The following is a 19978-nucleotide window of genomic DNA, read 5'->3' on the forward strand; positions in this document are numbered from 1 at the left end:
CTTAGTGGGCGTGAGAACCATCCACGGCCTTGGAACCGCGGGGGATGCGCACGGCTTCCACCATGTGCTGGATGTGCTCCGGCGGTTCCTTGGTCATCTTGTCCACCAGGAAGGCCACGCCGAAGTTCACCAGGGCACCGATGGCGCCGATTGCTTCCGGGGTGATGCCGAAGAAGGAGTTCTTGCCACCGATGAGGTCCAGGTACTCCGTGCCCTTGATGAAGAAGATGCCCTTGTGCGCGAACACGTAGAACAGGGTCACGCCCAGGCCAGCGATCATGCCGGCCATGGCGCCTTCCTTGTTCATCTTCTTGGAGAAGATGCCCATCATGATGGCCGGGAACAGGGACGAGGCCGCGATACCGAAGGCCAGGGCCACGGTACCCGCCGCGAAGCCGGGCGGGTTCAGGCCCAGGTAGCCGGCCACCACGATGGAGCAGGCCATGGCGATTCGGCCGGCCATCAGTTCGCCCTTGTCGCTGATGTTGGGCGCGAAGATGCCCTTCACCAGGTCGTGGGAGATGGCGGCGGAGATGGCCATCAGCAGGCCGGCGGCGGTGGACAGGGCGGCGGCCAGGCCACCGGCGGCCACCAGGGCGATCACCCAGTTGGGCAGCAGGGCGATTTCCGGGTTGGCCAGCACGATGATGTCGTTGTTCACCGTCAGCTCGTTGCCCTTCCAGCCGGCAGCCTCGGCCTTGGCCAGGAAGGCCTCGTCCTTGGACTTCTCGTTGTAGTACTGGATGCGGCCGTCGCCGTTCTTGTCCTCGAACTTCAGCAGGCCGGTGACTTCCCAGCGCTTCATCCAGTCCGGACGCGCCTCATACTGGATGTTGGCATCCGCGGAGAACACGTCCACGTCAGACTTCATGACGGCGGGGGTGATGGTGGCATGCAGGTTCATGCGGGCCATGGCGGCCACGGCGGGAGCGGTGGTGTACAGGATGGCGATGAACACCAGGGCCCAGCCGGCGGAGGCGCGGGCGGCGGCCACGTTGGGCACCGTGAAGAAGCGCATGATCACGTGGGGCAGGCCCGCGGTACCGATCATGAGCGACATGGTGTACACGAACATGTTGAGCATGCTGTTTTCCGGCAGGGACGTGGTGTACTTGCCGAAGCCCAGGTCATTCACCACCTGGTTCAGGGTGTCCAGCAGGGACTTGTCGGTGCCGGACATGTCGGAACCCAGGCCCAGCTGGGGGATCGGGTTGCCGGTGAGGGCCAGGGAGATGAAGATGGCCGGGATCACGTAGGCGAAGATCAGCACGATGTACTGGGCCACCTGGGTGTAGGTGATGCCCTTCATGCCGCCGAACACCGCGTAGGTGAACACGATGGCCATGCCCACGTAGATGCCGGTTTCCTTGTCCACGCCCAGGAAGCGGGAGAAGGCCACGCCCACGCCGGTCATCTGGCCGATGATGTAGGTGATGGAGGCCACCAGCAGGCAGATCACGGCCACGGTCGCGGCGGACTTCGAGTAGAAGCGGTCGCCGATGAACTGGGGTACGGTGAACTTGCCGAACTTGCGCAGGTAGGGGGCCAGCAGGCAGGCCAGCAGCACGTAGCCGCCGGTCCAGCCCATGAGGAACAGGCCGCCGCCATAACCCATGTAGGCGATGAGGCCGGCCATGGAGATGAAGGACGCGGCGGACATCCAGTCGGCCGCCGTGGCCATGCCGTTCAGCACGGGAGGCACGCCGCCGCCGGCCGCGTAGTACTCGCTGGTGGAACCGGCCCGGGCCCAGATGGCGATGCCGATGTAGAGGGCGAAGGTGACGCCGACGACCAGGTAAATTGTGGTTTGCAGATCCATGTGGTCGCTCCTTAGTCTTCGTGGACGTCGAACTTGCGGTCGATCTGGCCCATCTTCCTGGCGTACCAGAAGATCAGACCGACGAAGATGTACATCGAGCCTTGGTGGGCAAACCAGAAGCCCAGCGGGTAACCACCCAGGGAGATGTTGTTGAGCGGTTCAGCGAACAGGATGCCCAGACCGAACGAGCAGATGAACCAGATCGCCAATACCTTGGTGATCAGTCCCAGCGTCGCCTTCCAGTAGGCGTTGGAATCGTAATTCCCGGGATTTGCCATGGCGTGTCTCCTTGCCTTATGTAGCAATACATTCGATTTCGGCACCGTGCCAAAGCCCGGGCCCCTATTACCCCCCCTTATGGGGCAGGCATCTTAGGGCGGAAGGCTGACAGCAACCTTACAGCCGGGAAGTCGCCAGCAGCAGTCCCCCCGGTGGCGCGCGGGGCGCGGGCGTGCCCCTGGGGAAGTTAGGCTCTTATACTCACGCCACCGAAGGAGACGGTATGCAGTTGACGGAAAAACACCACGAGTACTGGCGTCGCAACCTGAAGTTGACCGGAACGCTACTGGCCATCTGGTTTGCCGTGACTTTTCTGGTGGTCTGGTTCGCCAGGGACCTGGCCCACATCATCTTCCTTGGCTTCCCCCTGCCATTCTGGGTGGGTGCCCAGGGGGCGCTGATCGTCTACCTGATACTCGTTCGGCACTACGCCCTGAGCATGAACGAGTTGGACGAGGAATACGGAGTCGCCGAGGAAGGGCGCTGATGCCCCACACCTTCGTCTACCGCCTGAAGAAGTACTACAGCTTCTATACCGGCGGCTTCGTCATGTTCGTGCTGGCCCTGGCGGTGGCGGAATACATGGGCATGCCGGACCAGTGGATCGGCTGGACCTTCATGGCCACCACGGTGGCCCTCTACGCGGGCATCGGCATCATGAGCCGCACCGCCGACGTGACCGAATACTACGTGGCCGGACGCAGAGTCCCGGCCATCTACAACGGCATGGCCACGGGTGCGGACTGGATGAGCGCCGCATCCTTCATCGGCCTGGCGGGCACCCTCTACGCCAAGGGTTACGACGGCCTGGCCTTCGTCATGGGCTGGACCGGCGGCTATGTGCTGGTGGCCCTGCTGCTGGCCCCCTACCTGCGCAAGTTCGGCCAGTTCACCATCCCCGACTACATGGGGGCCCGCTACGGCGGCCATGCCGCCCGGGGCCTCGCGGTGGTGGGCACCGTCCTGGCCTCCTTCACCTACGTCACGGCCCAGATCTACGGGGTGGGAATCATCACCAGCCGTTTCCTGGGCATCACCTTCGAGATAGGCGTATTCGTTGGCCTGGCCGGCCTGTTGCTCTGCTCTTTCCTGGGCGGCATGCGGGCGGTGACCTGGACCCAGGTGGCCCAATACATCATTCTCATCATCGCCTACCTCGTGCCCGTGGTGTTCATGTCCTACCAGATCACCAGCGTGCCTGTCCCTCAGCTGGCCTACGGGGCCGTGCTGGAAAAGGTGACGGAACGGGAGAACGACATCAAGGCCGACCCGGCCCAGTTGGCCGCGCGGGAGGCCTTCAAGCAAAAGGCCGAAGCCCTCGGGGAACGCATTGCCTCCCTGGAGGCGAAAGGCGCCGACGGTGATGAAGTGGCGAAGCTCGAGCAAGAGCGAGCCGCCGCCGAGGACAGGTCAAAGCCCATCACCCATCACGGCGAGCCCTTCCCGGGCGATACCGAGGAGGAACGCAACACCGCCCGGCTGAACTTCATCGCCCTTACCTTCTGCCTCATGGTGGGGACCGCCTCCCTGCCCCATGTGCTGATGCGCTATTACACAACGCCTTCGGTACGGGAGGCACGGGAATCGGTGTTCTGGTCCCTGTTCTTCATCTTCCTGCTCTACTTCACCGCGCCGGCCTATGCGGTGTTCGCCAAGTACGAGGTCTATACCAACCTCATCGGCAGCAGCATCATCGAACTTCCAGGCTGGGTGGCATCCTGGTCCAAGCTGGGCCTGGTGAGCGTGGAGGACATCAACGGCGACGGCATCCTCCAGCTGGCCGAGCTGGCCCTGAACCCGGACGTGATCGTGCTTGCAACACCGGAGATCGCGGGACTGCCTTATGTAGTGGCCGGGCTGGTGGCGGCGGGAGGGCTGGCGGCCGCCCTTTCCACCGCCGATGGCCTGCTGTTGACCATCACCAACGCCCTTTCCCATGACGTCTATTACCAGATGGTCAACCGCCAGGCCTCCGCCAACAGGCGGCTGGCTGTCTCGAAGGGCCTGCTGCTGCTGGTGGCACTGGTCGCGGCCTACGTCGCCTCTCTCAAGCCCGCCACCATCCTTTCCATGGTGGCCTGGGCCTTCTCCATCGCCGCGGCCTGCTTCTTTCCCGCTCTGGTGCTCGGGATATTCTGGAAGCGCACCACCAAGCAGGGGGCCATCGCGGGCATGGTGGTGGGGATGGGCCTGACGTTGTTCTACCTGGTGGGCGTGAAGTTCCTGGGCATGCCCAAGTGGTTTGGCATCAGCGACGTTTCTGCAGGTATCTTCGGTATTCCGGCGGGCTTCCTCACGACGTTGGTGGTAAGCCTGCTCACGCCCGAACCAGACCAGGCGACCCAGGATCTGGTGGAGAGCGTGCGCTATCCCCGACTCAGGGACTGACCGCCTGGCCAACATGGAAGCATTTGCCCTGTTCCAGGTCTTGCAGATGGTTCTCCGGCTCCTGGCCTACACCTTCATCGGCAAGGGCCTGCTGGCCTTGATCGCGGGTCCTGCCTACCGGGATAACGTGGTCTGGCGTTTCTTCGAAACCATTACCCGGCCGTTTTGGCGCCTTACCCGCTGGCTGGCGCCCCGCTTCATCGCTGACCGGTTCATCTCTCCCCTGGCCGTGGCGTTACTGCTTCTTTCCAATCTGGGTCTCTACATGCTGTTCCATTCCCAGGGCTGGCTCGGGGCGCGGGGGAACGGCGCCGCGTAAAGTAGAATGCCGGCCTGACCTGGATGGAACAGACATGAGCCCACTGAGAAACGACACCTTCCTGCGCGCCCTGCTGCGCCAGCCCACGGACTACACCCCCACCTGGCTCATGCGCCAGGCGGGCCGCTACCTGCCCGAGTACTGCGCCACCCGGGCCCGGGCCGGCAGCTTCATGAACCTGTGCATGAGCCCCTCCCTGGCCACGGAAGTCACCCTCCAGCCCCTGGCACGCTACGACCTGGACGCGGCCATCCTGTTCTCCGACATCCTCACCATCCCCGACGCCATGGGCCTGGGCCTGTCCTTCACCCAGGGCGAGGGACCCCGCTTCGAGCGCCCCCTGCGGGAGGAATGGGAGATCCGCGACCTGGCCGCGCCGGACCCCCACGACAAGCTGCGCTACGTCATTGATGCCGTTTCCGAGATCCGTCGCGCCCTGGACGGCTCCGTACCCCTCATCGGCTTTTCCGGCAGCCCCTTCACCCTGGCCTGTTACATGGTGGAGGGTCAGGGCAGCGACACCTACGCCACGGTGAAGAAGATGCTCTACAGCCGGCCGGACCTGTTCCACCACATCCTCCAGGTGACCACCAGGGCGGTGACCGACTACCTGAACGCCCAGATCGAGGCGGGCGCCCAGGCGGTAATGGTGTTCGACTCCTGGGGCGGCATGCTGTCCCAGGCGGCCTATCTGGAATTCTCCCTGCCTTACATGGCCGAGATCATGGCGGGCCTGACCCGGGAGCGGGACGGCCGCGTGGTGCCCCGCATCGTCTTCACCAAGGGCGGCGGGCTGTGGCTGGAACGGATCGCCGCCTGCGGCGCCGACGCCGTGGGCCTGGACTGGACCATCGAGATCGGCGACGCCCGCAAGCGGGTGGGCGACAAGGTGGCGCTGCAGGGCAACATGGACCCCACCATTCTCATGGCCACCCCCGAGGCCGTGGCCGCCGAGGCCAGGCGTATCCTGGCCAGCTACGGCCAGGGTTCGGGACACGTTTTCAACCTGGGCCACGGCATTTCCCAGTTCACGCCGCCTGAGAGCGTGGCGGTGCTGGTGGACACGGTGCGGGAAGAGAGCAGGCAGTACCACGGCACCTGAGGGCTTTGGCATGTTCGCACGCCTGTTCGCCGCCTTGTTCGGTACCCGAACGGGACGAACCGCAACCGTCGAGGCACCGCAAGTCCAGTCCCGGGAGACCCGGCCAGCGCCTTCCTTCCTGCGCCGGGAGGCCCTGCTGGACCGGCGCCAGCAGGTGGCCGCCTACATCTTCTCCGTGGAAAGGCCGCAGCGCCATTGGAGCGCCGCGTCGGAGAAATTCTTCGACGCCAGCCTGATTGCCCAATTCCGCGATGGACGCATGCAGCCGGTGCTGGGCAAGCGCCTGGCCTTCCTGCCCCTGGGGCCGGGGGGGCTGGAGCACCCGGACCTGTCCCGACTGCCCAGGGAAAACCTGGTCATCGTCTTCGCGCCCCCCGCCGACGCGGTTCTGGACCGGGAGACGGTGCTGGCCGGCCTGAAGCGCTTGGTCGATATGGGCCTGACCCTGGCCTGTGGCCAGGACCTGGAACGGCGGGGAATGGCCGAGGCCCTGGCCTGGTCCCGTTACATTGTCCTGGACGGCCTGGCCGGTGCCGACCCAACGCTACTTCTGGACCGGGTGCACCACCTGACGAAAGCCTATCCGGAGGCCCACCTGGTGGCCCGGCAGGTCGATTCCCAGGAACTTTATGAGGCTTGCCGGCAGATGGGCATGGCCCTCTTCCAGGGGGACTTCGTCACCCATCGCCCGGCCCAGCCCGGCAAGAACCTGTCCCCGTATCGCATGGTGGTGGTGGAACTCCTCAACGGCGTGCGGCGCCAGGCGGACTTCGACGAACTGGCCGGCATCGCCTGGTACGACCCGGCTTTGGCCTACCGCCTGCTGCACTTCGTCAACTCCGCCGCCTTCGGCCTGCGTGAGAAGGTGGACAACGTGAAGCGGGCCATGACCTACGTGGGGCGGGACGAACTGTATCGCTGGCTCACCCTGCTGCTGTTCAGCCTGGGCAAGGAGACCCATCCCCTGGACGAGGCCCTGCGGGAAAACGCCCTGGTGAGGGCCCGCCTGGCGGAACAGTTGGCCCAGGGGCGCCTGTCCGCCAAGGCCTGCGACGAGGTGTTCGTGGTGGGCATCCTGTCCGTGATGGACGCCCTGTTCGAGATGCCCATGGCCGATATCCTGGCCCAACTGACCCTGCCCGAGGCCATGGGCCAGGCCCTGCTGCGCCGGGAAGGCCCCTACGCCTCCTACCTGCGCCTGGCCATTGCCTGCGAGGAAAGCGACCGGGACACCATCGATGCCCTGGCGGCCGCCTGCGACCATGATGCCCTCCAGGTGAACCAGCGTCACATCGAGGCCCTGGCGTGGGCCCTTGGTGTCAGCGAGGCCCTGGAGGAATCCAGCCTTGCCCATTGAGCCGGCCTGCCTGACCGGGCCACGGATTTTTGACCTTGGTCAATTTGCGGTATATAAGAAGGCCAAAAACGGCCTCAACAGGCCATCACACAGGAGACATCATGAGCACCATCGCCCTTTGCAGGCCATTCCCCTAGTACTCCCCCGCGCCAGTTAGCCAGATAGGACTCTCCCCAGGGAGGGGGCGAGTTTTCGCGACATAACCGGGCAGGCCGACAAGCCTGTTTGGCCGGCCCGGGCCAAAGGGGGGTGGACATGAAAGCGATCATTCAGGAACTGTTATGTGCCGCCGGCATGCACCAGCATGTGTTCGTGGGCAAGGATGGGGAAGATCGGATCTACCGCTGCCAGTGCGGACACCGGAAGGTGGAGATCTACTCGCTGCAGGTCGACCGCATCGGCTGGCAGAAGAAACGCAGTGGGGGCAGGGGAAAATCCGCCGTCCCCATTGGCGGGGGCTAGAAACCGGCGCCCGCCGGTTCAGGCCAGGCCGATGACGAAGCGGTGTTTGCCTGAGGCGGTACGGGGAATCTCGTCCAGGTAGCGCACGTCCAGGACCATGGCAGGGTCCACCTCCCGCCTCAGGTTTTCCATCATGCTCGCCACCGTGCCGGCCTCCAGCCTGTGCGGACACACCACGTTCAGTACCATGCGTTCCGGGGCCGCCTGCACCCACTGGTATTGCCGTATCTGGGTCAGGCCGTAGAGCTGGCGGTTGAACCAGGCGGGATGGACCCGCTTGCCGGAGGGCGTGCGGATCAGGTCGTTGCGGCGGCACATCCCCATCTCCATGAGGGGGAAAGGGGAGCCGCAGTCGCAGGCCTCTTCCAGCAGCCGGCCGGCGTCCCCCAGGTCGTAGCGGATAAAGGGCATGATCCGGTTGGTGAGGGAGGTGACGAGCAATCGGTCCTCCCCTTCCATGGGCACGGACTCCAGCAGCACCAGGTCGGCCATGACATGCATGCGGCCGTGTCGGCATTCCCAGGCGATGTTGGGCACCTCCCGGCAGCCGTACTGGTTGAACACCTTGCAGCCGTAGGCCTGCTCCATGAGTGGTCGCTGACTGTCGTCCAGCATCTCGGCGGTGGAATACACCCCTATCAGGCTGTCCGGCATGACCATTTTCCGGTCCAGGACGAAGTGGGCCAGTTCCGCCAGGGCGGAGGCGTAGCCGTAGATCAGGGCAGGGCGCCAGCGCCGGATGCGGGTGGCCCAGGCATGGAGCCCGGCCTCGGTGTATTCCACGGCGGCGATGGTCTGTTCCCCGCCGATGGCGTCAGCGAGGCGCCGGCCGAACACTCCGTCCCGGCCAGTGTCCTGGCGGGCTCCCCACAGGTACAGCACCTTCTGGCCCGGCCGCCAGCCGGACATCATGAATCCCCGCATCATGCCGGCGCGCATGAGTTCGTGCTTGGCTTCGTCGTACCAGAAGGCCAGGGGCTGGCCGGTGGAGCCGCCGGTATGGCCCAGCTTGACCTGGGTAGGATCGGCATTCCGGGCCAGCAAACGGTCCAGGTTTGCGCGCACGTCCCCCTTGCTGAGGAGGGGCAGGCTTTCCGGCTTGCCGTCCCAACCGGTGAGGTCGCCATCGCGTTGCGCGTAGAAGGCGGTGTGGGCAGTGGCGAAACGTGCCATCCCGATGAAATCGCGCCGTTGCTTTTCCAACAGGGCAGGCCGGCTCAGGGCCTGATTTTGCAGCAGGGCATCCAACTGGGCGTAGCGCCCGGGATGGCGGCGCCGGAGCAGCCAGTGGCGCAGGGCGGGGATCATGGGCCGCCGGTTTGCCGCAGCCGATCCAGGGCCTGGTCCCATGTGCGCCGGTGGTCGTGCAAGCCGGTGATGGCGGCCACCTGGCGGACGCGCCAGCTCTCCCGGTTGCCTGGCGCGTCGATGCGGGCATAGCAGGGGGAGTCCGGCCCGAAGTTGTGCCGGAGGTTGGCGGCAAAGGCCCGGAAATGGGCTACGCTCTCCTCCAGTCCCGTGGCCTGGTTCCACCAGTGGGAGGGATCGCTAAGCAAGGATTCCAGATCCTCCAGCCGCGCCAGGATGGTTTCCTGCTTGGCCAGGTAGCGCTGGCGCATTTCCTTGCCCATGGCTTCCAGGATGTCCGCCACCTCGCGTCCGGGAAGAGGCTTCTTCGGGTAGCCCAGGGCCGTGAGGCGTTCCATGGCGAAGAGCATGACGTCACCGTGGAACTGGCGCTCGAACTCGCCGCACAGGTCCACGAGGCGGTCTTCCTCCACCACGCCGGGGCGGAATTCCGACTGGCCCGTGGCCTCCAGGGTGCGCCGGTGCAACATGGGCACATTGGCGGAGACGAAGCCGCCTTTCAGTTCCGACTTCAGCAGGCGGCCCATGGTGGGGCCGGACATGCGCAGGCGCAGGGGGGCGTAGGGGATGAACCATTCCAGGGCCTCCGGGCGGAACACATAGTTGCCGGTGTAGACGGTGCGGGCCGGGGCCACGCCGCATTGGGCGCCATCATGGCGGTAGTAGGTGATGCGGGTGGGATGCTCGCCGTGGAAGAAGCTGTTCAGGCGGCGGGCGAAGTCGGAAAAGCAGGCGGCGTTGTCGGGATCCCCCGGCAGGGTGCAGCGGTAGCGGTAGGCCTCGCCCCCGGACCGGAAGCCGAACAGGTCCGCCATGTCATGGTAGGCCGCCTCGCCGGAGCCCCGGGTGCTGGCCACGCTGGGTGGGTAGGGGCGTCCGGGTTCGGTGTGGGCCATCTCCGCGAGGAAGCAGATGACGTCCTCCAGGAAGTTGGCGGCCATGACGGCCGGGGAGACGGGCGGGTCCCCCACAACCTTGCCGGTGAGCACCTGGACCTGGGGGTGGGAGAAAATTCCGTCCAACTGGTGCAGGAAGCTCACCGCCGCCACGTTGGCGTCTCCTGCCGCCGTGGCCACCTTGACCTGGAAGGCCTGGTCCGTGTCGATGGTGTAGAACAACAGGGGGCCCCCCAGGGCCTCGCTTTCCGCCGCCCGCATCTCGGCCAGCTTCAGGAAGGCGATGTTGCGCATCATGGCCTGGCCCTTGTGGCTGAAGCCGGGCCGGGCGTGCTCGCCGACGATGGGCGCCAGGTCCAGGTCCTTCAGCCGGTCCAGCAGGTCCATCTGCTCCGCAGGGCCGAAGTAATGCATCCGCAGGCCTTGGGCCTCGAATTCCCCGGCGATGGCGCGGTTCTCCGCCAGCACGGCCGCCTCGGCGGAATCGTCCGCCAGCAGCACGGAAACCTTGCGCCAGCGCCCCTGCGCCATGCCGCCGTAGCCGTAGGCCCGGCACAGCGCCAGCAGGCTGGCCAGGCAGGTGCGCAGGTGCTGGGGACTGTCCGCCACGGGAATGACGATGACGAAGCCGTGGCGCCGATCCTCGCCCCGGGACTGGATCAGGGTCTCCAGCCGGCGCCAGGCGGCCTGGTAGGAGGGCAACAGCTTATCGTTGAAGCCGCCTTCCCAAAGGGCGGCCTCGAAACGGGCGATGGCCTGCCGCTGGGCGGCGATCTGCTCGTCGAGATCAGCGAGACCGCAACTAACGGGCTGATAAGTAGCTGGGGAACGCATGCTTGTCCAACAGGATTTCGATGAGGTTGAGGCCACCGGTCAGGTCGGCCCGGGCAAACAGCTCATCCAGGTCGGTCTCGGTCTCGATGCGATGGTGCTGGATGCCGAAACTTGCGGCCAGCAATTTGAAATCCGGGTTCACGAAGTCGCAGTCGATGTAGCGCTCGCCGTAGAGCTGGAACTGGTTCTTGCGGATGAGGCTCATGCTGCCGTTGTTGATGACCACGGTGTTCAGGGGGATGCCGTAGTTCACGGCGGTCATGAGTTCCATGCCGCACATCTGGAAGCCCCCGTCCCCCAGGATGGCGAAGGCCGGGGCATCCCGGAAGAAGAGCTTGGCACCGATGGCCGCCGGCAGGGCGTGGCCCAGGGAGGAGATGCCGGAGTTGGGGAAGTAGTGGTTGGTGTGGGAGACGTCCAGGAAGCTCTGGGCGAAGACGATGTTGTCGTCGAAGATCAGGGCGTCTTCCGGGAAGCGCCGGGCCAGGCCCTGGAAGAAAGCCTCCATGAGGCGGAATTTGGCCCGCAGGGCGGACCTGGAATCGTTGGGGTTGGCCAGGCCATGGCGGTGGCCGGCCAGCCGGTCCAGGTTCTTGGGGGGGCAGGGCTCCGCCTCCAGCAGGTCCAGCAGGTCCCCCACCACCTCCCGGATGTCGCCCTGGACGGCCACGTCCGGGTTGAAAACCTTGCCCAGCTGGGCGGCGTCCCGGTCCACCTGGGCCAGACGCTTGCCCTCCAGAAGCCGGGCATCCCACAGGTAGCTGGTGCGCTCGTTGAAGCCGGCCCCCAGGAAGAGCACCAGGTCCGCCTGGTCCGTGATGTAGCGGTAGGCATCGCCGTTGGAGGTAACCCCCAGGCAGCCCAGGGACAGCTCCGAGCCTTCCGCCACCACGCCCTTGCCCTTGAGGCTGGTGGCCACGGGGATGTTCAGGGCCTCCGCCAGTCGGGTCACCTCGCCCCGGGCCCCGGCCCGAATGCAGCCGTAGCCGGCGACGATGACGGGGTAGCTGGCCTCCCGCACCAGTTGCGCCAGGGCAGGCAAGGGACCGGCCAGGGCCGGGGCAGGTGCGTGGGCATGGGGTATGTGCACCTGCTCCAACACCCGGGTATCCACCATCTCCTTCTGCAGGTTGAAGGGGATGGACAGGAGCACCGGCCCAGGATTCGGCCCCAGCAGGGCCCGGGTGGCCTGGTTCAGTACCTGGCCCAGGTAGTCGGTGCGCTCGATGAGCTTGCGGTAGCGGGTGATGCCGGCGAACAGGGCGCATTGGTCGATGGCGCCGCCCTCGCCGGAGCTTTCCTGGAGGCCGCCCTTGCCGAAGATGTAGGTGGAGGTCTCGCCCGTGATCACCAGCACCGGCAGCCGGTCCGCGTGGGCATTGGCGATGCCCGTCACCAGATTGGTGGCGCCGGGGCCCGCCGTGGTGATGCAGGCGGACACCCGGTGGGACGCCCGGGCATAGCCTCCCGCCATGAAAGCGGCCCCCTGCTCGTGCTTCACCAGCACGGTTTTCACCGCAGAGGCATGGAGCTGGTCGTAGATGGGCAGCACGTGGGCCCCGGGCATGCCGAAGATGACCTGGACGCCCAGGCGCTCCAGGTAACGGACGATCAGTTCGCTGACGCTGACTTTCATTTCAATTGGGCGGCGGTGGCCCAGGTGACCCATTTGGCCCGCCATGCTCCAATCCGGTGCGGAGAAAAGGAGGGGATTTGAGCACAAGAAGCCCCCCGGGGAAACCTTGTTACTGGACAGGCTTTTCCCCGCACCGGTCGACATACAATCCCCTGCCCATGAAAACGCCTGCCCACTGCCCCATGCCGCCCACCGCCGCCCGCCCCGTCATCGTCGTCCTGGGCTCTGGCCGCAGTGGCACCTCCCTGCTCATGCAGGTGCTGGCCGTCCTGGGCATGGGGGTGTCGGAAGAACTGATCCAGGCCCGTCGGGACAACCCGGAGGGATTCTTCGAGGACGCCCCCATCGTCAGGATCCAGGCCGACCTGCTGCGGGCCCTGGGGGCCTGGCCCTATCATCCCCTGCCGGCGGACTGGCTGGAACTGCCCGCCACGGCGGCGGCTCGGGAGGCCTTGCGAACCGTGCTGGGCCGGCGCCTTGGACTGGACAACCTATGGGGCTTCAAGGATCCCCGCACCGCCGCCTTCCTGCCTGTCTGGCAGCAGCTGTTCGCGGAGGAGGGCCTGATGCCCAAGTACATCCTGGCCCTGCGGGAGCCGGGCAGCGTCATCCGCTCTTTCATGCGGGCCTACGACACCCCGCCGGAGGTGGCCGAGCGGGTCTGGCTGCAACGGGTCTGTGACGCCCTGTGGCACACCCGGGGGGAATGCCACATCGTGCACTACGAGGACTGGTTCCGCAGGCCCCGGGATGTGGCTGAGGGCCTGGCGCGACACACCGGGCTTCCGGAAGTGGCGGAAGCCGTGCTGCTGGCCACCGTCAAGCCGGGCCTGGACCGTGCCGGCGGCGTCGACTACGTCATGGTCAGCGAGGCTGCCCGCCGGTTGGATGACGCCCTGCAAACCTGCCGGGGCGGTGATTTTGACCGGGAATCCCTGCTGCGGACGGTGGTCCGGTGCCGCAAAAGCACCAAGGCGGCTTGGCCGTCCTTTGAGGAGCCGGCTCAGCCGCCCAGATAGCTGGCCAGGGCCTGGATCTGCTCGTCGGTGAGGCTCTTGGCCATGGGTGCCATGACCGCGGTCTTGGGCCCCAAGGTGGTGCCGGCGCGGTAACCTTCCAGCTTGGTCTGGATGTCCGCGGCGGACAGGCCCACCAGGCTGGGGTTGCCGCCCTGGCCTTCCGCCAGTTGACCGTGGCAGCTGGCGCAGCGTCCGGCGTAGAGTGCAGAGGCATCCACGCCTGGGCCGGAGGCTGGCTCGGCACCGGCGTCCGGGGCGGGCGCCGCAGGTTCGGAGGTTGCAACGGCAGGGGCTTCGGCGGTGGCCTCGGGGGCCGGCTGGGCAGCTTCTTCCTTGCCGCCGCAGGCGGCCAGCATCAACAGGGCGCTCAGGGCCAGGAGGTGCTTGCTGGGGTTCATGGAGATCCTTTCGATGGTTGGCAAAAACTCGTTTACATATTTTTGCACAAAATCATTACAGTAGGGTGCCGAGTTGCCGTGACGTTCAGCGCCGGTTGGAGCCGGAAACCAGGCGGAACTCGTAAAAGCGGCACTCCAGGGGACCGTTGAACAGGGGGGTGCGCCGGCTGGCGGACAGGCCGATGTGCCTGGGAAGTTCCGGATCGGCGGAGATGAGATAGGCGGACCAGCCGGGATATTTTCGCTTCAGCACGTCGCCCAGTTGCCGGTAGAAGGCGGCCGGGGTTGCGTGAGCCTCCTCCAGGGACAGTCGCACGCCATAGGGCGGGTTGCTGACGATGACACCCGGGTCCACGGGGGGCGCGTCCACCTCCAGGAAATCCGCCTCCAGCAGTTGCACGCAGTCCAGCAGGCCAGCCGCCTTCAGGTTGAGGCCCGTGGCCCGCACCATGGCCGGGTCGATGTCCGAGCCGAAGATGGGCAGGGATACCGGATCGTGGGCGGCGGCTTCGGCGTCCTTGCGCAGGCGTTGCCACTCGATGCGCTGGAAATCCTTCAGGTTCTCGAAGGCGAAATGGCGCTTCAGGCCGGGGGCCCGGTTCAGCCACATCATGGCCGCCTCCATGAGCAGGGTGCCGCCCCCCATCATGGGGTCGAAGAAGGGGGTGCCGGGTCGCCAGCCCGCCAGGCGCAGCATGCCGGCCGCCAGGTTCTCGTTCAGGGGCGCGGCGGCAGGTTCCACGCGGAAGCCCCTGCGGTTGAGGGGCTCGCCGGAGAGGTCGATGTAAAGGCTGAAGCGCTCCTCCGTGAGGTACAGCACCAGGGGCACTTCGGGGGCGTGGGTGTCCACGCTGGGCCTCTCCCCCAGCTCGGCGCGGAAACGGTCGCACACCGCGTCCTTCACCTTCAGGCTGGCGAAATTGAGGCTCTTGAGGGGGCTGTGGCGCGCCACGGTGTGGACGGCGATGGTGCGGGATACCTCGAACAGGGTGGGCCAATCCACCTTGATGGCACCGTCGTAGAGGTCGGACTCCAGCCGGTAGGGGCCTTCCCCCACCCGCCATAGCACCCGCACGGCAAGACGGCTCCACAGGTTGACCTTCCATGCCTGGGGCAGGCTGCCCTTGAAGGCGGCCCCTCCGGGGGCGGGGCGGGCGTCGGTGATGCCCATCTCCGCCAGTTCATTCACCAGTTCGGCTTCCAGGCCCTTGGGGCATGGCACGAAAAAGGCATGAGCGGCGGCTTGCTCCGGAGCAGGGCGAGGACGGCGGCGGGGCATATCTTCGCCGCGCCGGTCATTGCGGGTGTCGGGTCGGGCATTTTCACGATGGCGACCATTCCTCTCTTGCCCGGGCCTTGCCTCCTGGCGGCGGGGCTTGGCTGGCCTGCCTTCGGACGGTGCCGGGGTGCCGCCGGCCTTGGGCCGGGGTTGACGCTCCTCCTGGACGGTCTTGGTGCGGGGCTTGGCCGCGCCGGCCAGGTGGCGACCCCGCACGGGGGGCCGGTGTTTGTCCGACGCTTGCGTGTCGGCCTTGCCTTCGGGTTTGATGCCCAGGGTCTTACGTTGTTTGGGTTTGTCAGATGCCGACAAGTGCGTTCCTCAAGAAATTCATTCCCAGCCCGGTGACGCTGGTGCTGCTGGGCCTCATCGCCTACCTGTGGTTCCGTCCCCCGGCCTGGGTGAGCGACCTGGACCAGACTGCGCCGGCGGTGCCGGAACTGGTGGCCCTTAGGGGCCAGGTGGTGCTGGTTAACTTCTGGGCCACCTGGTGCCCCTATTGCCGCCACGAGATGCCTGCCATGGAGGACTACTACCGCGCCCAGAAGGGCCGGGGATTCGAGATTGTCGCCTACAGCACGGATAAAACCCAGCAGGAGGTGGATGCCTTCATGGCCAGGGAAGGCTACACCTTCCCGGCCCCCCTGGTTCCAGCCGGTGTGGAGGCCGCTTTCGGCGGCGTGGACCGGCTGCCCACCTCCTTCATCATCGACCGCCAGGGGCGCGTCCGCCACAAGGTCAGCGGCCAGCTCCATGCCGGCCGCCTGGAGGATCTCATTGGTCCTTTGCTTGCCGAGCCTCGGCCTGGGCTTCTGCCATGAGCTTGTCCATTTCCCGCCGGTAGTACACGAAATCCATCTCCGGGCAGGGCCCCCCCAGGCGGGTGGCCACGGCCGATACCTGGCCGCGGTGATGGGCATAGTGGGTAAAGAGGTGAATGAGGGCGTCCCGCGTCCACATTTCCCTGGGTTTGCCGTCGCTGCCGCTGAAGCGGATATGCCCCTCGTAGAAACCCTCCGGCCGGGTATCCAGCCAGTCCTGCAGGTGGCGCATCTCCTTGCGCAGGGCAAGCTTCAACTCCCGCCAGTCCGGGTGGTTGATCACCTTGTAATCGGGGGAGAAGGACTCTCCCTTCAGGCGGGCCAGCCAGGCCTGGCTTACTACCAGCATGTGGTCCACGGTGTGGTGGATGCTGCGAAAGAACAGGCCCTGGTCGCTGCCGATGACCTCGGGCTGGAAATGGTCCAGGGCGGTGAACATGACCTCGTTGGCCCAGTGCTGGTAGTCCGCCTGGCTGACGAAATGGGTTTTCCATGAATACATGTTGGTCTCCTCCTTGTGTGATCAGTCCACTACCCGGGCTTGGGGTACCCCATTCTCCCAAATCAGCCGACGGTTCAGGGGACGGGTAACGGAGATACTGCCGTCCGCCGCCACGAACAGGGCCTCGGCCACGCCCATCCTGGCCGCCAGGCGTTGCCATTCCCCGGGGCCGGCAATGAACAGGGGTTTGCTGGCCACGTCCGAAAGCGTGCCCGCATGGGGGCCCCGGGCGATGACCGTCACCGCCTGGGCCTGGCCCGCCGGCCAGCCGGTGCGGGGGTCGATCAGGTGGCAATAGCGTTTTCCGTCCACCTCGAAGAAACGCTGGTAGTCGCCGGAGGTGCCTATGGCCTCGCCGTCATGGAGTTCCAGCACCGCCAGGGCCCCGGCATTGCGGGGATGCTGGATGCCCACCTTCCAGGGCTCCCCCCCCTTTTGCCCCAGGGCCATGACGTTGCCGCCGATGTTGATGAGGGCGTTGTCCACGCCCTGGCGTTTCAGATAGGCCGCTGCCAGGTCCAGGGCGTAGCCCTTGGCATAGCCCCCCAGGTCGATGCGCACCGCCGGGTTGGTGCCGCTGAGGGTGAAGCCCTCCAGGCGCAGGTCGGACATCCGGGGATGGGCCTGGACTAGCTTTTCAATGGCCGCCGGGTCCGGCAGGCGGGGTTCGAAGGTGTCGGCATGGAAGCCCCACAGCCGCACCAGGTTGCCGATGGCCGGGTTGAACAGGCCTACCGACAACTCGGACAAGCGGGCGGCGTCCTGGAGGATGGGGAGGACGCCGGGGGGTAGCGACGCCCGGGCGGGGGCCTCCGGCGAGGCCAGGGCCAGAATGGCGTTGATGCGCTCCAGGGTGCCTGGTTCCCACGGGTGCAGGGTCTGGTGCAGTTCGTCGAAGTCTTTCAGCACCTGATCCGTCACCTGGCGGGCCTTGGCCTCCTCCTCGCCGTAGACTGTGATCTCCACCAGGGTACCGAATACGTAGGACTGCTGTTTGTGGAGCTTGGGTCCGCAACCCGCCAGCAAGAACAGCGCCGCCAGGGCCAGCCATCCGCGCCACATCCACCCTCCCCCTTTCACCCTTTCCCCTTCACGTTCCGTTCCAGGGCATCGACGAAGATCGCCGCCACGTCGCAGCCCATCTGCTGGGTGATCTCCTGGAAGCAGGTAGGGCTGGTGACGTTCACCTCCGTAAGACAGTCGCCGATGACATCCAGGCCCGCCAGCAGGATGCCCGCCTCTTTCAGGGTGGGCCCCAGGGCGAGGGCGATCTCCCGGTCCCGATCCGTCAATGGCCGGGCCACGCCGGTGCCTCCCGCCGCCAGGTTGCCCCGGGTCTCGCCCTCAGCCGGGATGCGGGCCAGGGCGAAGGGCACGGCCTCGCCGTCGATGACCAGCACCCGCTTGTCGCCCTCGGCGATCTGGGGCAGGTAGCGCTGGGCCATGATGGTTTCCCCGCCATACCGGGTGACGGTCTCCAGGATGGCCCCCAGGTTGGGGTCGGCGGGACGCAGGCGGAACACGCCAGCCCCGCCCATGGCGTTGAGGGGCTTCACCACGATGTCCCCCTGTTCCGCCAGGAACTCGCGGATGAGGCCGGCATCGTTGCTCACCAAAGTGGGGGCGATGAAAGCAGGAAAGCGGGCGATGGCCAGCTTCTCGTTGTAGTCCCGCAGGGCCTGGGGCCGGTTGAACACCCGGGCCCCCTGACGCTCCGCCATCTCCAGGAGCCAGGTGGCGTTGAGGTAGCCCTGGTCGAAGGGCGGGTCCTTGCGCATGAGCACCGCATCGAAGTCCGCCAGGTCCTGCCATGTGTATTCGCCCGCCTCGTACCAGGGCTCGCCCCCGGTCATGCGGATGGCCTGGCAGCGGCCCAACACCAGGCCATCCCGCCAGGCCAGGTCGTCCGCCACCATGGCATGGAGCGCGTGCCCCCGCCGGGCCGCCTCCCGCATCATGGCGTAGGTGGTGTCCTTGTAGGTCTTGAAGCCGGCCAGGGGGTCGGCCACGAATAGAAATCTCATGGCGCGGTCTGCTCCAGCTCGATGGCCGATGCCAGGGCCGCCAGGCGGGCGATGACGCCGTAGGTGTAGAAGCGGTTCACCGGCGCATCCGGGCGGGCGCCGCAGTCGCAGAAGCTGCCGGTGAGGTCGAAGGCCAGGGGCACGAAATGCATGCCCGGGGCATTCAGGTTCTCGTCCGCGCCCCGGCCCGTGTGCACCCGGTAGAAGCCGCCCACCACGAAGTGGTCGATCATGTACACCACGGGTTCCGCCACGGCCTGGTTGATGCTTTCATAGGTGGGCACGCCTTCCTGCACCAGCACGTGGCTCACAGCCAGCCCTTCCTTCACCACGGCCATCTTGTTGCGGGCACGGCGGTTCAGGTCCAGCACGTCGTCGGAGGATTTCACGGTCATGATGCCCATGCCGTAGGTGCCCGCGTCCGCCTTGACGATGACGAAGGGTTCCCGGTCGATGCCGTATTCCTTGTATTTCACCCGGGTCTTGGCCAGGACTTCCTCCACGTGCTGGGCCAGGCATTCCTCGCCCTTGCGTGCGTGGAAGTCCACCTCGCCGCAATTGGCATGGAAGGGATTGATGAGCCAGGGATCGATGCCCACCAGGGCGGCGAACTTGCCGGCCACTTCGTCATAGGCCTTGAAGTGCAGGGATTTGCGCCGGGTGGACCAGCCGGCGTGGAGGGGCGGCAGCAGGGTCTGGGCCGGGTTCAGGCCCTTGAGCACTTCGGGGATGCCTGCGGACAGGTCGTTGTTGAGCAGGATGGCGCAGGGGTCGAAGTCCGGCTCCTCGTCCCGACCCTTGAGCAGGATGCGGTCTCCCACCCGGACAACAGGCTCCAGGGTCAACTGGCCGCCGTCGGGCAGGTCCAGGGTCAGGGGGGCCTTCAGGTCCGGGATAAGGCTGCCGATGCGCACGGACAGGCCGATCTTGCGCACGATGTCCGCCAGGGTGGCCACGTTCTGGAGGTAGAACACGTTGCGGGTGTGGTTCTCCGGAATCAGCAGGAAGCGCTTGGCGGAGACGCACATCTTCTCCACCGCCACCTGGGCGGCCTGGAGAGCCAGGGGCAGGAAGTCCGGGTTCAGGTTGTTGAAGCCGCCGGGGAACAGGTTGGCATCCACGGGGGCCAGCTTGAAACCGGCGTTGCGCAGGTCCACGGAGGTATAGAAGGGGGCCGGGTGGTCCAGCCACTGCTTGCGGAACCAGTGCTCGATGTCCGGTTGGGCCTCGATGACGTGGCGCTCGATGTCCAGCAGGGGGCCGGTGAGGGCGGTGGTGAGATGGGGGACCATGGTGGGCGTGATAGGCAAGATCAGGTATGCGAGTGACGAGTGTAAGGGATGCTTGGATCAATTCGTGACACCACCGCGTGAGCCCGGCGGAAGGCCGGGCCCAGATCTTTGCTTTGACCGTACATCCCGGATTACGCCGGCGTGAGAAATAGACGGAAACGCTCGGCCCGTGCCAAGAACGGA

At 66.1% G+C, this 19978-nt stretch carries 19 protein-coding genes; 8 read left to right on the forward strand and 11 right to left on the reverse strand.

Features of this window, described 5'->3' with window-relative positions; genetic code table 11:
* Window position 1: 1 nt before the first annotated feature.
* Window positions 2-1819: a cation acetate symporter gene (locus H6935_11500; protein MCP5278971.1), complete on the reverse strand. Its 1818-nt coding sequence runs from the start codon at window positions 1817-1819 to the stop codon at window positions 2-4.
* Window positions 1820-1830: 11 nt separating this feature from the next.
* The gene (locus tag H6935_11505; GenBank protein MCP5278972.1) at window positions 1831-2097 is read right to left on the reverse strand and encodes a DUF4212 domain-containing protein; all 267 of its coding nucleotides are present in this window, start codon (window positions 2095-2097) and stop codon (window positions 1831-1833) included.
* A 224-nt stretch (window positions 2098-2321) separates the two neighbouring features.
* On the opposite strand from H6935_11505, the gene H6935_11510 reads away from it, so the two are divergent.
* From H6935_11510 to H6935_11535, 6 genes are all read left to right on the forward strand, one after another.
* Window positions 2322-2585, forward strand: a complete 264-nt coding sequence (locus H6935_11510) for a DUF4212 domain-containing protein (GenBank protein ID MCP5278973.1) — start codon at window positions 2322-2324, stop codon at window positions 2583-2585.
* Entirely contained in the window at window positions 2585-4486 is a 1902-nt protein-coding gene (locus tag H6935_11515; protein ID MCP5278974.1) for a cation acetate symporter, read from the forward strand. Before H6935_11510 ends, H6935_11515 begins: the two co-directional genes overlap by 1 nt.
* A 13-nt stretch (window positions 4487-4499) precedes the next feature.
* Complete coding sequence (locus H6935_11520; protein ID MCP5278975.1) at window positions 4500-4805, forward strand: hypothetical protein; 306 nt, start codon at window positions 4500-4502, stop codon at window positions 4803-4805.
* Window positions 4806-4839: 34 nt separating this feature from the next.
* Entirely contained in the window at window positions 4840-5907 is a 1068-nt protein-coding gene (locus H6935_11525) for a uroporphyrinogen decarboxylase (protein MCP5278976.1), read from the forward strand.
* 10 nt (window positions 5908-5917) lie between these two features.
* Entirely contained in the window at window positions 5918-7264 is a 1347-nt protein-coding gene (locus tag H6935_11530) for an HDOD domain-containing protein (protein MCP5278977.1), read from the forward strand.
* Window positions 7265-7519: 255 nt separating this feature from the next.
* Complete coding sequence (locus tag H6935_11535; protein ID MCP5278978.1) at window positions 7520-7726, forward strand: hypothetical protein; 207 nt, start codon at window positions 7520-7522, stop codon at window positions 7724-7726.
* An 18-nt stretch (window positions 7727-7744) separates the two neighbouring features.
* Here the strand turns inward: H6935_11535 and H6935_11540 are convergent, their stop codons facing one another.
* The 3 genes from H6935_11540 to H6935_11550 are packed head-to-tail and all read right to left on the reverse strand — an operon-like array spanning window position 7745 to window position 12460.
* Window positions 7745-9034 (reverse strand): phenylacetate--CoA ligase family protein, encoded by a 1290-nt coding sequence (locus H6935_11540; protein ID MCP5278979.1) that lies wholly within the window; start codon window positions 9032-9034, stop codon window positions 7745-7747.
* Window positions 9031-10824: a hypothetical protein gene (locus tag H6935_11545; protein MCP5278980.1), complete on the reverse strand. Its 1794-nt coding sequence runs from the start codon at window positions 10822-10824 to the stop codon at window positions 9031-9033. The genes H6935_11540 and H6935_11545 overlap by 4 nt, the downstream gene beginning before the upstream one ends.
* A complete protein-coding gene (locus H6935_11550) occupies window positions 10793-12460 on the reverse strand; it encodes a thiamine pyrophosphate-binding protein (GenBank protein ID MCP5278981.1) in 1668 nt (555 codons plus the stop codon). Before H6935_11550 ends, H6935_11545 begins: the two co-directional genes overlap by 32 nt.
* A gap of 158 nt (window positions 12461-12618) precedes the next feature.
* On the opposite strand from H6935_11550, the gene H6935_11555 reads away from it, so the two are divergent.
* The gene (locus tag H6935_11555) at window positions 12619-13479 is read left to right on the forward strand and encodes a sulfotransferase (protein ID MCP5278982.1); all 861 of its coding nucleotides are present in this window, start codon (window positions 12619-12621) and stop codon (window positions 13477-13479) included.
* Here H6935_11555 and H6935_11560 read toward each other — a convergent pair.
* On the reverse strand, window positions 13464-13877 hold the full coding sequence (locus H6935_11560) for a cytochrome c (GenBank protein ID MCP5278983.1): 414 nt from the start codon (window positions 13875-13877) through the stop codon (window positions 13464-13466). The two genes, H6935_11555 and H6935_11560, sit on opposite strands and share 16 nt — an antisense overlap.
* 85 nt (window positions 13878-13962) lie before the next feature.
* Window positions 13963-15156, reverse strand: a complete 1194-nt coding sequence (locus H6935_11565; GenBank protein MCP5278984.1) for a class I SAM-dependent RNA methyltransferase — start codon at window positions 15154-15156, stop codon at window positions 13963-13965.
* Window positions 15157-15458: 302 nt separating this feature from the next.
* Here H6935_11565 and H6935_11570 point away from each other — a divergent pair, with 302 nt between their 5' ends.
* Window positions 15459-15977 (forward strand): TlpA family protein disulfide reductase, encoded by a 519-nt coding sequence (locus H6935_11570; GenBank protein MCP5278985.1) that lies wholly within the window; start codon window positions 15459-15461, stop codon window positions 15975-15977.
* Here the strand turns inward: H6935_11570 and H6935_11575 are convergent.
* Genes H6935_11575 through gshA form a run of 4 tightly spaced genes read right to left on the reverse strand, consistent with a single transcriptional unit; the run spans window position 15931 to window position 19795 of the window.
* Window positions 15931-16479 carry a DinB family protein gene (locus H6935_11575; protein MCP5278986.1) on the reverse strand — a complete coding sequence of 183 codons (549 nt, stop codon included), beginning with the start codon at window positions 16477-16479 and terminating at the stop codon, window positions 15931-15933. The two genes, H6935_11570 and H6935_11575, sit on opposite strands and share 47 nt — an antisense overlap.
* Before the next feature lie 21 nt (window positions 16480-16500).
* Entirely contained in the window at window positions 16501-17541 is a 1041-nt protein-coding gene (locus tag H6935_11580) for an FAD:protein FMN transferase (protein MCP5278987.1), read from the reverse strand.
* Between the two features lie 14 nt (window positions 17542-17555).
* Entirely contained in the window at window positions 17556-18503 is a 948-nt protein-coding gene (gshB, locus tag H6935_11585) for a glutathione synthase (GenBank protein MCP5278988.1), read from the reverse strand.
* Window positions 18500-19795, reverse strand: a complete 1296-nt coding sequence (gene gshA, locus H6935_11590) for a glutamate--cysteine ligase (GenBank protein ID MCP5278989.1) — start codon at window positions 19793-19795, stop codon at window positions 18500-18502. The genes gshB and gshA overlap by 4 nt, the downstream gene beginning before the upstream one ends.
* Window positions 19796-19978 lie beyond the last annotated feature (183 nt).

It is taken from the genome of Thiobacillus sp. (assembly GCA_024235835.1).
GTDB lineage: Bacteria > Pseudomonadota > Gammaproteobacteria > Burkholderiales > Thiobacillaceae > PFJX01.

What these genes read in the sequence shown, in the direction of transcription:
- gshB (MCP5278988.1), bottom strand. Translation starts at nt 18,503, where the DNA reads ATGAGATTTCTATTCGTGGCCGACCCCCTGGCCGGCTTCAAGACCTAC.
- H6935_11540 (MCP5278979.1), bottom strand. Translation starts at nt 9,034, where the DNA reads ATGATCCCCGCCCTGCGCCACTGGCTGCTCCGGCGCCGCCATCCCGGG.
- H6935_11575 (MCP5278986.1), bottom strand. Translation starts at nt 16,479, where the DNA reads ATGTATTCATGGAAAACCCATTTCGTCAGCCAGGCGGACTACCAGCAC.
- H6935_11520 (MCP5278975.1), top strand. Translation starts at nt 4,500, where the DNA reads ATGGAAGCATTTGCCCTGTTCCAGGTCTTGCAGATGGTTCTCCGGCTC.
- H6935_11580 (MCP5278987.1), bottom strand. Translation starts at nt 17,541, where the DNA reads ATGTGGCGCGGATGGCTGGCCCTGGCGGCGCTGTTCTTGCTGGCGGGT.
- H6935_11570 (MCP5278985.1), top strand. Translation starts at nt 15,459, where the DNA reads ATGCCGACAAGTGCGTTCCTCAAGAAATTCATTCCCAGCCCGGTGACG.
- gshA (MCP5278989.1), bottom strand. Translation starts at nt 19,795, where the DNA reads ATGGTCCCCCATCTCACCACCGCCCTCACCGGCCCCCTGCTGGACATC.
- H6935_11550 (MCP5278981.1), bottom strand. Translation starts at nt 12,460, where the DNA reads ATGAAAGTCAGCGTCAGCGAACTGATCGTCCGTTACCTGGAGCGCCTG.
- H6935_11565 (MCP5278984.1), bottom strand. Translation starts at nt 15,156, where the DNA reads ATGCCCCGCCGCCGTCCTCGCCCTGCTCCGGAGCAAGCCGCCGCTCAT.
- H6935_11555 (MCP5278982.1), top strand. Translation starts at nt 12,619, where the DNA reads ATGAAAACGCCTGCCCACTGCCCCATGCCGCCCACCGCCGCCCGCCCC.
- H6935_11505 (MCP5278972.1), bottom strand. Translation starts at nt 2,097, where the DNA reads ATGGCAAATCCCGGGAATTACGATTCCAACGCCTACTGGAAGGCGACG.
- H6935_11525 (MCP5278976.1), top strand. Translation starts at nt 4,840, where the DNA reads ATGAGCCCACTGAGAAACGACACCTTCCTGCGCGCCCTGCTGCGCCAG.
- H6935_11535 (MCP5278978.1), top strand. Translation starts at nt 7,520, where the DNA reads ATGAAAGCGATCATTCAGGAACTGTTATGTGCCGCCGGCATGCACCAG.
- H6935_11515 (MCP5278974.1), top strand. Translation starts at nt 2,585, where the DNA reads ATGCCCCACACCTTCGTCTACCGCCTGAAGAAGTACTACAGCTTCTAT.
- H6935_11530 (MCP5278977.1), top strand. Translation starts at nt 5,918, where the DNA reads ATGTTCGCACGCCTGTTCGCCGCCTTGTTCGGTACCCGAACGGGACGA.
- H6935_11560 (MCP5278983.1), bottom strand. Translation starts at nt 13,877, where the DNA reads ATGAACCCCAGCAAGCACCTCCTGGCCCTGAGCGCCCTGTTGATGCTG.
- H6935_11510 (MCP5278973.1), top strand. Translation starts at nt 2,322, where the DNA reads ATGCAGTTGACGGAAAAACACCACGAGTACTGGCGTCGCAACCTGAAG.
- H6935_11500 (MCP5278971.1), bottom strand. Translation starts at nt 1,819, where the DNA reads ATGGATCTGCAAACCACAATTTACCTGGTCGTCGGCGTCACCTTCGCC.
- H6935_11545 (MCP5278980.1), bottom strand. Translation starts at nt 10,824, where the DNA reads ATGCGTTCCCCAGCTACTTATCAGCCCGTTAGTTGCGGTCTCGCTGAT.